Source organism: Pseudomonas sp. CCNWLW23 (assembly GCF_037095675.1).
GTDB lineage: Bacteria > Pseudomonadota > Gammaproteobacteria > Pseudomonadales > Pseudomonadaceae > Aquipseudomonas > Aquipseudomonas atacamensis.
Genome location: NZ_JBAWKM010000006.1, coordinates 91478 through 105031, shown reverse-complemented (window position 1 = coordinate 105031; position 13554 = coordinate 91478). Strand labels below are relative to the sequence as shown.

The following is a 13554-nucleotide window of genomic DNA, read 5'->3' as shown; positions in this document are numbered from 1 at the left end:
TATAGGCAATGCCAATAACGCAGGGGAATGAGTCATGTCGCTGATCGAAATCCCGACCAGGAAGTCTTCGGGTAAAACATTCACGCCGGCGGATACCGAGCGCCGGCTCTATGACCGATTGCTAGCGGAAGACTCCACGGTTGATCGTGCGGCACTGGACTTTCTGCGCCGGCAACTGAGCAAGGCGGCTGCGCTGTCTGACGATTTGCCGGCCAGCGCCGAAGACCTGCTGCAATGGTCGGAAACCCGCTGCGCCAGCGTGGCGGCCGAGTACGCCGATTACCTCGAGCAACGTCAGCAGGGCGCACCGCGCCGCTATTTCCGCAACAAATCCCACGCGTTGTATTTCATTCTGCATGTGGCACCGACCAAAGAGGTCGATGGCGCCTGGCTGGCCGGGCTGTTACCGCAGTGGCAGGACCCGCGTTTCGACGATTTGCTCGATACCTATCTGGAAGAGCTGGGCGAGGGCGTGCCACGGCAGAATCATGTGGTGATCTATCGCAAGCTGCTCGCCGAGCATGACTGCTCCGATCTGAGCGGTCTTGCCGACGAGTATTTTCTGCAAGGCGCGGTGCAGTTGGCGCTGGGACGTTTCGGCGGGCAGTTTTTGCCTGAAGTTATCGGTTTCAATCTCGGCTACGAACAACTGCCTCTGCATCTGCTGATCAGTGCTTATGAATTGGCAGAGCTGGGCATCGATCCGCACTATTTCCGCCTGCATGTGACCATCGACAACGCCAGTACCGGGCACGCGCGCAAGGCTGTGCAATCGATGCTCGAGCTGATGCCGTTGGGAGAAGAGCGCGATGAGTTCTACCGGCGCATGGCTGTTGGTTATCGCCTCAATGATGTCGGCAAGGGCACCACCGCCGTGATCACAGAGTTCGATCTGGACCATGAAGTCATCGCCATGCTTGAGCGCAAAGCTGTTTTTGGCCGGCACATGCATTCCGATTACTGCCGTATCGAAAACCGCACCATCAACCAATGGCTGGCCACGCCGGGGCAAATGGGCGAATTCCTCGCAGCTCTGGAGCGCAAGAGCTGGATCAAGCGCGGCGAGGCGGTGGAAGAAAGTCGTTTCTGGCGTTTGATCGACGGCAGCGATGCGGCGATGTTCGGTGTGTTCAACGGCTATGAAAAACAGCTGCTGCGCGACTGGATCACTCAGGATTGCCCGGCATCCCGGCCTCGGCCTTATGTGCGCCGGGAAGCTGCCGTCGAAGAAAACTTTGACGATGACGCCGATCTGCTCAATCTGGAAGCGGCCCTGGCTGACAAACCTGCCGCCGAGCAAATGGCGATGTTGATGCCGTGGCTGCAACCGCAGCGGCATTGGCGCCCGGCCGGACTTTTCGCGACGCGTCGCTTCATCCAACTGCGCGCCCGCTTGCGTTGAAACAAGGAGGCTTCATGTCGGCACAAGAAACATCGGACAGAGCGCTGCTCGAGCTGGGCAATCGTCTGCTCGACAGCGGTTATCACTTCATTACCCCAACGCCATTGACTCACGAACGATTTCTGCAGCGCTTTGCCACGCCTTTGGCCAAGGATCTGCGCGATGTGTTTGGTTGGTCGATGCCGTTTCCTTCAGAGCTATTTCGCGCAGAGGAACTGGCCACGCTGGAGCAGGCCGGCGTAGTCGAACGCGATGGCGCGGTGTGGCGCAGCCATGTGCGCTGGTCGACCTTGAATGACCGGTTGTTCGCCCACTCGGCGTTCCCGACGACGGCGAGTGACGCGGTGTTCTTCGGCCCCGACACTTATCGCTTCGCCCAGGCCATCGAAGCGCAATTGCAGCAACGCTTTTCGCCGATCAGACGCGCAGTGGACATCGGCTGTGGCAGTGGCGCCGGTGCGGTGGTCATGGCCAAGGCTCGTCCTGATGCCGACGTGCTGGCGGTCGACATCAATCCGCGCGCGCTGCGCATGAGTGCGGTTAACGCCGAGCTGGCGGGCGCAAACAATGTGTCGGTGTATCACAGCGACCTGCTCGCCAGTGTCGAAGGGCAGTTCGATCTGATCATAGCCAATCCGCCGTACATGAACGACGAACAACAGCGCGCCTATCGCCACGGCGGCGGGGCGCTGGGTGAGGGTTTGTCGGTGCGGATCGTGCGTGAGGCGTTACCGCGTCTGGAAGTCGGCGGCACGTTGCTGGTGTACACCGGCGTGGCGATCGTCGCCGGGCAGGACCCGTTCCGCGAGGCCGTGGCACCTCTGCTCAAGGGCGAGCGTTTCGGCTGGACTTATCGCGAACTCGATCCGGATGTGTTCAGCGAGGAACTGCTCAAGCCTGAATACGAGCGCGCCGAGCGAATCGCCGTGGTCGCACTGACGGTAACCCGCGAGCAGTGACCGATAGTTGGGCCACTGCTCGCGCGGTGGCCTTCAGCGATTTCTGATGCGCGAGATCGTCAACAGGCAAACCCCTACCAACATCGCAGCCCCGGCTACCAATAGCGGCGAAGGGCGTATCGGCTGCCGCGAGATACGCTCGATGCGCCCGGCGACGGAAGCGCGCACTGGCGCAGCAGGTTCCGCCAGATAAGGCGCTTCTTCGATCTCCAGCCGTAAGCCGTCCGGCATCACCAGCGTCAGCCCTTCTATCGTGCCGGCAATTCTGCCCGGATAAACCGGCTCACCGGTCGGGTCGAGCTGGTCGTAGAAGAATATTTGCCCTTCAAGCCAGCCGATGGCCGTCTGCAACTCAGGTCCCAGGTAATACTTTCCATCGAGAAAAAAGCCAGAGAATTGCGGCGCGCGCTCGACGCTTTCAATTCGATAGCGCTGACCTGGTTTCATACCGGTTTCTGGGGCGATCATGGGGGTTCCTCCGTTATTGGTAAGCGATAGAGGAGCGCGTGCCAAGCGTGGTTCCATCGAAATGAGCAACGGGCGTTTGTATGGATTCAAGTGTGCTGGAGCTTCACACGCAAACGCGCAAGACAGTTTTTCACAGTTGAGGGTTCACTATCGGTTACGAACTGTGGCTAAAATGCCACCCTTTCACCGAGCGCCCGGAAACGGCGCGGGCCAAGGACGCGCCCTGTGCATCAAGACCGCTGCATAAGACGCTGGGCCTCAGGTCGCCACGCGCGCAGTTTGTTCACTTTTGACGTGTGACCCTTTTCCGTGAAACTCATCATTGCCGCTGTTTATGCCATCTCCATTGCTTACGTTCACTTGCGTGGGCGCGTGCGCCACAAACTGGGGCGGCAACTGAGTGACCACTCGACGTTCCTCGCGCCGATCAACTGCTTCCTCTATCTGTTTTCCAGGATGCCGAACAAGCCGTATCTGAACCCGGCAGACTTTCCCGATCTGAGCCCGTTGCAGGCGCACTGGGAAGAGATTCGCGAGGAAGGCCAGAATCTGCTGCGTGCCGGCGAGATCAAGCGCTCGAACCAGTATGACGATGTCGGCTTCAACTCTTTCTTCAAGACTGGCTGGAAGCGCTTCTACCTCAAGTGGTACGGCGACAGCCATCCATCGGCGATGAAGCTGTGCCCGCGCACCACCGAACTGGTGCAGAGCATCGGCTCGATCAAGGCGGCGATGTTTGCCGAGCTGCCACCGGGTTCGAAGCTGGTGCGCCATCGCGATCCGTACGCGGGTTCCTACCGTTATCACCTGGGCCTGGATACGCCGAACGATCCTGGCTGCTATATCAACGTCGACGGTGAGAACTATCACTGGCGCGATGGCGAAGCGGTGATGTTCGACGAGACGTTTATTCATTACGCCGAAAACACTACGGATCAGAATCGCATCATTTTGTTCTGTGATATTGAGCGGCCGTTGAAGTACCGCTGGGCCGCCGCGTTCAACCGCTGGTTCAGCCGCACGGTGATGTCAGCGGCAGGCGCGCCGAATGATGCGGGGGACAAGACCGGTGGTATCAACCGCTTGTTTACCAAGATCTACAAGATCCGTTTGCGCGGCAAAGAGCTGAAGAAGCGCAACCGTACGCGTTACTACTTGGAAAAATGGACGATTTTTGCGGCGCTGCTGGCGATCTTTATTCTGATCTGAAGGCTTGCGGCGTCAGTACCGGCCTCTTCGCGAGCAGGCTCGCGCCCACAATCTGGAATGCGTTCCCCTGTGGGAGCGAGCCTGCTCGCGAAGGCGGTTTCACTTCCAACATACCTCTATCTGGCCCAACGCTTACTCCCCAGACGCCTTCCTAGTCTTCTTCGCCGGCGCCGCCTTACTGGTTGATTTGGCCTTGGACTTGGCCGGTGCCTTGCCGCCGAGGCTGCGCTTGAGCAGTTCGGTCAAGTCGATAACATCGGCAGTCTTGCGTTCTTCCTCGCCAGTGGCGGTCTCGACATCCTCGATCTTACCTTCGTGGGCTTTCTTCTCGACCAGCGCCATGATCTTGTCTTCGAACTCGTCCTTGTAGTCCTCAGGCGACCACTCCGAGGTCATGTCTTCAACCAGACGTTTGGCCATGTCCAGCTCGCCCTTGGCCAGTTGTGGCTCGGTCACTTCGCTACCCAGCGCCAGCTCATCGAGGCTGCGCACTTCCTGGGGCCAGCGCAGTTTCACCAGAACCAGCGCCGACTCCAGCGGCATCAACGCAGCCAGGTATTGACGGGTATGCAGGACAACGCGGGCGAGGGCGACCTTGTTGGTTTTGCTCAGGGTTTCGCGCAGCAACGCGTAGACCTTGCCGCCGCGCTTGTCTGGCGCCAGGTAGTAGGGCGTATCGATGTTCTGCAGCGGAATCTGCTCGGCATCGACGAACGAGAAAATGTCGATGGTCTGCGTGGAAACGGGGTGCGCCGAGCGGATTTCTTCCTCGCTGAGCACCACATATCGGCCCTTTTCGTAGGCCACGCCTTTGACGATGTTCTCTTTGGTGACTTCCTTGCCGGTGACCTTGTTGATGCGTTTATAGCCCACCGGGTCCATGCTGCGGCTGTCGAGCCAATCGAAGTCCACGCCTTGGGACGACGTCGCTGAAACCAGCGCCACGGGGATGTGTACCAGTCCAAAACTGATTGCGCCTTTCCAGATTGCCCGAGCCATGACCTGTCCTCCGAGTGATGATCAGGTGACCCGTGGCGCGGTGAGAAAGTTTCCAGTGATTGCGCGGCGTCCAGCGGTACGGTCAAGCCGTGTTACATGTTGTTTAAGGCGCGAGGGTTAACAAATCCGAACCCACGGCGTAGCGTGGGCTCCAAGGCTCTAGTCCACGCACATCGAGAGGTATTTCCCATGAACCGGTTTCTGCTTGGCATCGCCGTCCTTGCCCTCAGTGGCGGTCTGGTTCATGCCGATGTCGTGCTGGCGCAAAGCCCTACCGGCAACAGCAACAATCCCTACAACAGCCCGATCCGCCGGGCCAATCCCAACAGCATGCAGGGCACCCAGCCCAGCGCTCCGCCCCTTCGCGGGCCGAACACCGTTCCCGTGCCACGTCAGCCGACCGTTGAAAATCGCGGCATCGGCAATGGCCAGCCAATTCGCTCGGTACCGAGCAATCCGCCAACCTTCATTCCCAACCCGCCCCCACGGGGCACCGGCAGCAACCGTTGAACGGCAGGACTGATGTTCTGTCAGCCTTTCACACGAACAAAAGGAATCGTGCATGTTGCGTAAAACCCTTCTAGCCACCTGCTGCGCCGCCGCGCTGATCAGTGCCCCGGCATTCGCCGCCGCGCCCAAGGAGCTGAAAAGCGAACAGGGCATTCTTGAAGTCACCACCATTGCCCAAGGCCTCGAACATCCTTGGGCGCTGGCGTTTCTGCCTGATCAGAAGGGCATGCTGGTGACCGAACGCCCGGGTCATCTGCGCGTCGTCAGCAAGGACGGCAAACTGTCGGAGCCGATCAGTGGCGTGCCGCAGGTCTGGGCCAAAGGGCAGGGCGGGTTGCTTGATGTGGCGCTGTCGCCGGACTTCAAGCAGGACCGCATGGTCTACCTGTCGTACGCAGAAGGCGGCGGTGAAGGCGGCAAGGCTGGTACGGCGGTAGGGCGCGGACGGCTTTCCGATGACCTGAAGACGTTGAAGGACTTCAACGTGATCTTCCGTCAGGAACCGAAACTCTCAGTGAGCAACCACTTCGGTTCGCGGCTGGTGTTCGATCGCGACGGGTATCTGTTCATCACCCTCGGCGAAAACAACGATCGGCCGACGGCGCAGGACCTCGACAAGTTGCAAGGCAAAGTCGTACGCATCTTCCCGGATGGCAAGGTGCCGGACGATAACCCTTTCGTCGGCCAATCCGGTGTCAGGCCTGAAATCTGGTCCTATGGCCTGCGCAACCCGCAGGGCGCGGCGCTCAATCCGTGGACCGGCACGCTGTGGGAGAACGAACACGGGCCACGTGGCGGCGATGAAGTGAACATCATCGAGCGCGGCAAAAACTATGGCTGGCCGTTGGCGACCCATGGCATCAATTACTCGATGCAGCCGATTCCGGAGGCCAGGGGCAAAACTGCTGAAGGCACCGTGGCGCCGCACCATGTCTGGGAAAAATCCCCCGGGGTTACCGGCATGGCGTTCTACGACGCGGATCGTTTCACGCCGTGGCAGCACAACGCGTTTATCGGCGCACTGGTGAGTCAGGAACTGATTCGCCTGCAGTTCGATGGCGACAAAGTTGTCCATGAGGAGCGTTTGCTGGGTGAGTTGAACAAGCGCATACGCGATGTGCGCCAAGGGCCGGATGGCTATCTGTATGTGCTGACGGATGAAGAAAATGGCTCGCTGTACAGGCTGGGGCTGAAATAAGCCAATCGATCGTTCCCACGCTCTGCGTGGGAACGCAGCCCGGGACGCTCTGCGTCCCAAAAGATCGCAGCCTTCGGCTGCTCCCCAATGAGCCGCGCCAGTCAGTCCCGCATTTGGCCGAACCGCCGCCCCGTTGCCTTGTTATAGTTCGGGCCTTATTTCCCAGCCCGGTAAAGGATCACTGCCATGACTCAATACTCCGCCGTCAGCGTCGAACTGGCCGACAACATCGCGCATGTGCAGATCAATCGCCCGGAAAAGATCAACGCAATGAACGCGGCGTTCTGGAGCGAGATTGTCGAGATATTCCAATGGATCGACGACACCGACGAAGTCCGCGTGGTAGTCCTCAGCGGTAACGGCAAGCATTTTTCCTCCGGCATCGACCTGATGATGCTTGCCGGCGTCGCCAATGAACTTGGCAAGGACGTGGGCCGCAATGCGCGCCTGTTGCGGCGCAAGATCCTTAATCTGCAAGCCTCGTTTAACGCCGTCGACAACTGCCGCAAACCGGTACTCGCTGCGATTCAGGGCTATTGCCTGGGCGGGGCGATCGATCTGATCTCGGCTTGTGACATGCGTTATGCCGCCGAGGACGCGCAATTTTCCATCAAGGAAATTGACATCGGCATGGCCGCTGACGTCGGTACGCTGCAACGGTTGCCGCGAATCATCGGAGACGGCATGCTGCGTGAACTGGCTTACACCGGTCGCACCTTTGGCGCCGAGGAAGCGCGCAGCATGGGCCTGGTCAATCGCGTCTACAGCGACAAGGACACGCTGCTCGAAGGCGTGTTCGGCATTGCCCGCGACATCGCGGCGAAGTCGCCGATTGCCGTGACCGGCACCAAGGAAATGATCAGCTACATGCGCGACCATCGCATCGACGATGGTCTCGAATACGTTGCCACCTGGAACGCCGCCATGCTGCAATCCACCGATCTGCGCGTGGCCATGGCCGCCCACATGAGCAAACAGAAACCCGAATTTCTGGATTGAGTTAACCATGACCCCTCGCTGGACCACTGCAGTACTCGACACCGATCAACCCGGCGGCTGGGCCGTAGCGCGCAGCCCGGAAGGCTTTCTGTTCGATGACAATGGCGCACTGTTCCCGCGCGAATGGCTCAAGCGCCAGGACCTTTCAGTCCTCGCCGAGCATGGGATTGGTCATCTGGATGGCGAACCGGTCTATCTGCTCGAGTTGCGCAGTGTCAGCGAAGTGCCCGGTTGCGGCTGGAAAGGCTTGCGGGCGTTCATGCTCGAAGGCGATCACACGCTGTACAAAGTGCTCGGTTATGCCGCACAGATCGGCACTTGGGCACGAGAGCATCGCTTCTGCGGCAACTGTGGCCAGCCGATGACACAAGTACCGCGCGAACGAGCGATGTATTGCCAGCCGTGCGAGCTGCGCAGTTATCCGCGCATTTCACCGAGCATGATCGTGCTGATCACCCGTGGCGACGAAATCCTTCTGGCACGCTCGCCGCGTTTCGTCACCGGGGTTTACAGCACGCTGGCCGGCTTCGCCGAGCCGGGGGAATCGGCCGAGGATTGCCTGATTCGCGAAGTCCGCGAGGAAGTGCAGATTGAAGTGAAGAACATCCAGTACATCGGCAGTCAGTGCTGGCCGTTCCCGCATTCGATGATGCTCGGCTTCCATGCCGAATATGCCGGTGGCGAAATTGTCTGTCAGGAAGACGAGATCGAAGACGCCCAGTGGTTCAACGTGCATGACCTGCCGCCGTTGCCGGCATCGCGTTCGATTGCCCGTTATCTGATCGACGTCTATGTGGCGCGGCGCTTAGGCCACGCTGAACCAGTGTTGCCAGGCTAAGCGCACAGTCAGCCCGAGCACGACGGTGATGAACACTGGACGAATGAATTTGGCGCCGCCGCTGATCGCGGTGCGCGCGCCAAAGAAAGCCCCGACCATCACCGACAGCCCCATGCACAAGCCAATGATCCAGTCGACTTGTCCGGAGAAGATGAACACCGACAGCGCCGCGATGTTGCTGACAAAGTTCATGCTTCGCGCCACGCCGCTGGCCTTGACCAGATCGATCGGGTACAGCAGCAGACTGCTGACTGTCCAGAACGCGCCCGTGCCGGGGCCGGCCACGCCATCGTAGAAGCCGAGGCTGAAGCCTTGGGTCGATTGCCATTTCTTTTTGATCGGCGCGTCGCTGTCCAGCGGCGCTTTCGGCGTGCCGCCAAACAGCAAATACAGGCCACAGGCGAAAACGATCACTGGCAGCATCTTGTTCAGCCACTCGGCCGGCAGGTAATGCGCAACCACCGCGCCAGTCAGCGCGCCGACCAAGGTGCCGACAATGGCGTGGGTCCACTGACGTGGGTGGAACAGTTTGCGCTTGTAGAAGGTGAAGCTGGCGGTCGCCGAACCGAAGGTCGAGCTCAGCTTGTTGGTGCCCAGCACCAGATGCGGCGGCAGGCCCGCCGTCAGTAGCGCTGGCGTGGTCAACAGACCGCCACCGCCAGCGATGGCATCGATGAAACCGGCAAGGAAAGCAACAGCAGCCAGAATGGCCAGGGTGGTGAGGTCAACGCTGAGTTCGAAAGGCATGGAGTCGGCTTATTCGGCTAGGCGCAGAACGTGGGCTGCGGGGAGGGCGGTTATGTTACTCATTTCCAGGTGTTGCGGCGAGCTATCGCTTTACCCGGATCGCGTCATTGAAATACCTGTTTAGCAGCGGTGGCTAGTTCGAATCAATATAAAAACCTGTCAGGTTTCACAGGTGCCAGATTTTGTATAGAAGGCCAGCATTGACCCTTCTCGCTGTTGTGCGAGTGAAAAGGTACTTAAAGGAGAATGGGTGATGGAGTTCATTGTTGACCTGCACGGAACTAAAGAAACCGAACAAGACGCTCGGGATAAAACCATCAAAAACCGAACTGTAGCTGGAAAAATCCTGGTGATTACGAAGGTTCAGATGCACCCGGCATCACACTCGGCAACGGTTACCTACGAGTATGAGACGGATCCGGATTTTGATTGGGAGGAAAAAACTGCGGAATATTAAGGCGAGAACAGGGAACTCTACCGGTAACCGGTCAGGAGAAATGATAGGAACATGCCTGCTGGCGATGCCGATCGGTTATTCAACACATTCATTGAATGACGATCCGCTATCGCTAGCAGGTTAACTGCTCTCCCAGGGGACTTATGTGAATTTACAGGCCAAGTTCACTCAGCCCCGGATGATCATCCGGCCGGCGGCCCAGCGGCCAGTGGAATTTGCGCTCGCTTTCCTTGATCGGCATGTCGTTGATGCAGGCATAGCGCTGGAACATCAGGCCGTTGTCGTCGAACTCCCAGTTCTCGTTACCGTACGAGCGGAACCAGTTGCCCGAATCGTCGTGCCATTCATAGGCATAACGCACGGCGATACGCGTATCGGAGTAGGCCCAGAGTTCTTTGATCAATCGATAATCGAGTTCCTTCGCCCACTTGCGCGTCAGAAATGCCTTGGCCTCTTCGCGGCTGTTGGCAAACTCGGCGCGATTGCGCCACTTGGTATCGAGGGTGTAAGCGAGCGACACCTTCTCCGGATCGCGGCTGTTCCAGCCATCCTCGGCCAGACGCACCTTCTCGATCGCTGACGCATGGTTGAATGGCGGCAATGGCGGACGTACCTGGGCTGCAGTCGACATGTTCAATCTCCTGATTCATTTAATGTATGAACAACAAGTCCGGCTTATTAAGAGTTACAGGCCCAATAACTTTCGCGCCATGCATTGCGCATTATCGGCGGCACTGTGATCACCCATCACAAGCGCTACGGTAATGGCGCCTTCAATCAGGATCAGCAACTGCCTGGCCAATAGTTGCGGATCCTCGGCACCATATTCGGTACACAGCTTGCTCACGTAGTCGAGCAGCTTCTGTTTATGTTCTTTGGCCACCAGCCGCACCGGATCCTGCGGATCACCGGTTTCGCCGCTGGTGTTGATAAAGGCGCAGCCGCGAAAGCCTTCCGAGTCGAACCAGCCCTTGAGCACGGTAAACAGGTTGAGCAGGCGATCGGTCGGGGTTTCGGCCTGATCGACAGCATGCGTGAACCAGTGCATCCAGCGAACATCGCGCCGCTGAAGGGCCGCGACAACCAGTGCGTCTTTGTCGGCAAAGTAACGATAAATGCTTTTTCTGGAGACGCCGGCAGTCTTCACCAGAAGATCCATGCTGGTGGCAGCGATGCCACTTTTGTAGATCAACTTTTCGGTGACATCCAGAATGATGTCGCGTGTGTCATTGCTGATTGATTCGTTCATGTGGCTAACAGTAGAACGAGTGTTCTCCTTGGTCAAGCGATTTTCTTCGGCGTGTGTGAAAACGCTTTCGCGAGCAGGCTCGCTCCCACAGGGAAATGCATTTCAACGGTGGGAGCGAGCCTGCTCGCGAAGGGGCCATTACGGACACTGACAAGACCCGGCGCAGACGATGGTGTAAGCTCTCAAACTCTTCGGAATCGAACCTTGCGAGCCTTATGCCGTTGCTTTTCAAACGTTCTCTGCTGCCCAAACTGCGCAGCTTCGCGCTGACCGCCGAGGCGGTGAGCATTCTGTCCAGTGCTGCCGAATTCCGACGCTGCCTGCTCGAGCAAATCGCCGCAGCGACCCAGCGCATCTACATCGTCGCGCTGTATTTGCAGCAGGACGAAGCCGGTCAGGAAATCCTCGATGCCCTGCACGCGGCCAAGCTCAAGCGTCCCGAGCTGGAAATCGCCGTGGTGGTCGACTGGTTGCGCGCCCAGCGCGGTTTGATTGGCGCCGGCAAGCAGCCGGGCAACGCCGCCTGGTATCAGGACATGACCCGCACGCACCAGAGCGAAGTGCCGATCTACGGCGTGCCGGTGCAGACCCGCGAGCTGTTCGGCGTGCTGCACCTCAAAGGCTTCGTGATTGACGACAAGGTGGTCTACAGCGGCGCCAGCCTCAACAACGTCTATCTGCACAAACTCGACAAGTACCGTTTCGACCGTTACCACGTGCTGCACAGTCGCGAGCTGGCGGATTCGATGCATCACCTGGTCAAGCATGGCCTGATCGAATCGAAAGCCGTGCACCGCCTCGACCTGCCCAACCTGCCGACTACCCGCAGCCTGCGCAACGACATCGGCGATCTGCGCAGCCGTCTGAAATACGCGACTTATGACACCGGCGCCGGCAGCACCAGCCGAGAAGGTCTATCGGTCACGCCACTGCTCGGCGTCGGCAAGAACAACCCGCTGAACCGGGCGATTCTCGAACTGATCGCCAGCGCACAGAAGCAGCTGACCATCTGCACGCCGTACTTCAACCTGCCACTGGGCGTGATCCGTGAGATCAACCGAGCGCTGGCCCGGGGTGTGAAGATCGACATCGTGGTTGGCGACAAGACCGCCAACGATTTCTACATTCCGCCGAGCGAGCCGTTCAAGGTGATCGCCGCGCTGCCGTATCTGTACGAGATCAGCCTGCGCCGCTTCGCCAAACGCCATCAGCACAGCATCGACAGCGGCCAATTGAACCTGCACTTGTGGCGCGACGGTGACAACACCTATCACCTCAAAGGCATGTGGATCGATCAGCGCTACACCTTGCTGACTGGCAACAACCTCAACCCACGGGCGTTCCGCCTGGATCTGGAAAACGCGCTGCTGATCGACGATCCGAAAGGCGAATGGCTGGAGCCACGGGCGAAAGAGCTGGAAAACATCTTCCGCCATACCACGCGGATCGACAGTTTCCAGACCCTGGAGACACTGCCAGATTACCCGGCAGGGGTGGCGAAGTTTCTCAAGCGGGTGAGTCGGGTGAGGATTGAGCGGTTGCTCTACCGGATTCTCTAGCGCTGCTGAAATCGCTATCGCGGGCAAGCCCGCTCCCACAGTGTTCGATGTCGTTCACAAAGCCTGTGCACACCTAGATACCTGTGGGAGCGGGCTTGCCCGCGATGAGGCGCTGAAGATTTAATTCAGACCCAACTTCCCGCGCATCATCGAAAGATCCTCCGCCAGCGTATTCACCGGCCCGACCAGCGCCTTGCGGTCGTTGTCCTTGACCTTGTCGTAGGTCTCAAACCCGCCATCCGCCGTCTTGTACTTGGCCAGAATCCTGTCGACCGTGGCGAAGTTCTTGTCGACTTTCGCTACGAACGTCTTGTCCTGCTGTTCGATCTGCGGGCGGAACAGATCGACGATCTTCTTGGCGCCGTCGATATTGCCCTGGAAGTCATACAGATCGGTGTGGCTGTAGCGGTCTTCCTCGCCGGAAATCTTCGTCGCCGCCACTTCTTCCAACAGCGCAGCAGCGCCGCCAACGACTTTCTCCGGCGGGAAGGTCAGACCGGCCACACGGGTTTGCAGATCCTGCACGTCTTTGTTCAAACCGTCCGCCAATGCGTCCAGGCCTTGGGTGGATTTCTCCGCGAACAACGAATATTCGATCCGGTGAAAGCCCGTGAAGTCCTCGGCCTTTACGCCTTTTTCGTGATCGTCGACACGCGAGTCGATGGACGCATCGAGATCGCTGAACAGCTCGGCAATCGGCTCGATCGACTCGTAATACACCCGCGTCGGCGCGTAGAGCTTCTGCGCGGTCGCCAAGTCGCCTTTCTTCACCGCGTCAGTGAACTGCTGGGTGTGGCTGGCCAGTTCATCGAGCTTTTCGGTGACGTAAATCTTGTAGTCCGACACCGGTCCCACCAGATCCAGCGGTGCAGTCGCGGCAAACGCCGCCAGCGGGGTGTTGAGCAAACCAAGGGTCAGCAATAACGCGAGTGGCGTCTTTTTCATGGGGCGGCTCCAGTG

General features: G+C 58.9%; 15 protein-coding genes. 9 read left to right on the top strand and 6 right to left on the bottom strand.

All coding sequences use genetic code 11. The annotated features are described in order from the left end of the window. Positions 1–34: 34 nt before the first annotated feature. A complete protein-coding gene (locus V8J63_RS10620; RefSeq protein WP_336464009.1) occupies positions 35–1402 on the top strand; it encodes an iron-containing redox enzyme family protein in 1368 nt (455 codons plus the stop codon). A gap of 14 nt (positions 1403–1416) precedes the next feature. Beyond that, positions 1417–2361, top strand: coding sequence for a methyltransferase (locus tag V8J63_RS10615; RefSeq protein ID WP_125926845.1), 945 nt, complete (start codon positions 1417–1419; stop codon positions 2359–2361). Between the two features lie 33 nt (positions 2362–2394). Here the strand turns inward: V8J63_RS10615 and V8J63_RS10610 are convergent, their stop codons facing one another. Then, entirely contained in the window at positions 2395–2829 is a 435-nt protein-coding gene (locus V8J63_RS10610) for a hypothetical protein (protein WP_024012933.1), read from the bottom strand. 309 nt (positions 2830–3138) lie between these two features. On the opposite strand from V8J63_RS10610, the gene lpxO reads away from it, so the two are divergent. After that, entirely contained in the window at positions 3139–4038 is a 900-nt protein-coding gene (lpxO, locus tag V8J63_RS10605; RefSeq protein ID WP_125926844.1) for a lipid A hydroxylase LpxO, read from the top strand. 132 nt (positions 4039–4170) lie between these two features. Here the strand turns inward: lpxO and ku are convergent, their stop codons facing one another. Continuing rightward, the gene (gene ku / locus V8J63_RS10600) at positions 4171–5037 is read right to left on the bottom strand and encodes a non-homologous end joining protein Ku (RefSeq protein ID WP_125926843.1); all 867 of its coding nucleotides are present in this window, start codon (positions 5035–5037) and stop codon (positions 4171–4173) included. Between the two features lie 189 nt (positions 5038–5226). Here ku and V8J63_RS10595 point away from each other — a divergent pair, with 189 nt between their 5' ends. From V8J63_RS10595 to nudC, 4 genes are all read left to right on the top strand, one after another. Beyond that, complete coding sequence (locus tag V8J63_RS10595; RefSeq protein ID WP_016774702.1) at positions 5227–5547, top strand: hypothetical protein; 321 nt, start codon at positions 5227–5229, stop codon at positions 5545–5547. A gap of 52 nt (positions 5548–5599) precedes the next feature. Beyond that, positions 5600–6745: a PQQ-dependent sugar dehydrogenase gene (locus V8J63_RS10590; RefSeq protein WP_336464008.1), complete on the top strand. Its 1146-nt coding sequence runs from the start codon at positions 5600–5602 to the stop codon at positions 6743–6745. 186 nt (positions 6746–6931) lie between these two features. Further along, the gene (locus tag V8J63_RS10585; protein WP_336464007.1) at positions 6932–7744 is read left to right on the top strand and encodes a crotonase/enoyl-CoA hydratase family protein; all 813 of its coding nucleotides are present in this window, start codon (positions 6932–6934) and stop codon (positions 7742–7744) included. A gap of 7 nt (positions 7745–7751) precedes the next feature. Further along, on the top strand, positions 7752–8582 hold the full coding sequence (gene nudC, locus V8J63_RS10580; RefSeq protein WP_336464006.1) for an NAD(+) diphosphatase: 831 nt from the start codon (positions 7752–7754) through the stop codon (positions 8580–8582). Here nudC and V8J63_RS10575 read toward each other — a convergent pair. After that, complete coding sequence (locus tag V8J63_RS10575; protein ID WP_016774706.1) at positions 8550–9329, bottom strand: TSUP family transporter; 780 nt, start codon at positions 9327–9329, stop codon at positions 8550–8552. The two genes, nudC and V8J63_RS10575, sit on opposite strands and share 33 nt — an antisense overlap. A 253-nt stretch (positions 9330–9582) precedes the next feature. On the opposite strand from V8J63_RS10575, the gene V8J63_RS10570 reads away from it, so the two are divergent. After that, a complete protein-coding gene (locus V8J63_RS10570) occupies positions 9583–9786 on the top strand; it encodes a hypothetical protein (protein ID WP_125926840.1) in 204 nt (67 codons plus the stop codon). Positions 9787–9937: 151 nt separating this feature from the next. On the opposite strand, the gene V8J63_RS10565 is transcribed toward V8J63_RS10570, so the two are convergent. Further along, positions 9938–10417 carry a nuclear transport factor 2 family protein gene (locus V8J63_RS10565; RefSeq protein WP_197891536.1) on the bottom strand — a complete coding sequence of 160 codons (480 nt, stop codon included), beginning with the start codon at positions 10415–10417 and terminating at the stop codon, positions 9938–9940. A gap of 54 nt (positions 10418–10471) precedes the next feature. Then, a complete protein-coding gene (locus tag V8J63_RS10560) occupies positions 10472–11035 on the bottom strand; it encodes a TetR/AcrR family transcriptional regulator (protein ID WP_122698296.1) in 564 nt (187 codons plus the stop codon). Positions 11036–11250: 215 nt separating this feature from the next. On the opposite strand from V8J63_RS10560, the gene pssA reads away from it, so the two are divergent. Next, positions 11251–12594, top strand: a complete 1344-nt coding sequence (gene pssA, locus V8J63_RS10555; protein WP_130887281.1) for a CDP-diacylglycerol--serine O-phosphatidyltransferase — start codon at positions 11251–11253, stop codon at positions 12592–12594. Between the two features lie 120 nt (positions 12595–12714). On the opposite strand, the gene efeO is transcribed toward pssA, so the two are convergent. Then, positions 12715–13539: an iron uptake system protein EfeO gene (gene efeO / locus V8J63_RS10550; protein WP_130901520.1), complete on the bottom strand. Its 825-nt coding sequence runs from the start codon at positions 13537–13539 to the stop codon at positions 12715–12717. Between the last annotated feature and the right edge of the window lie 15 nt (positions 13540–13554).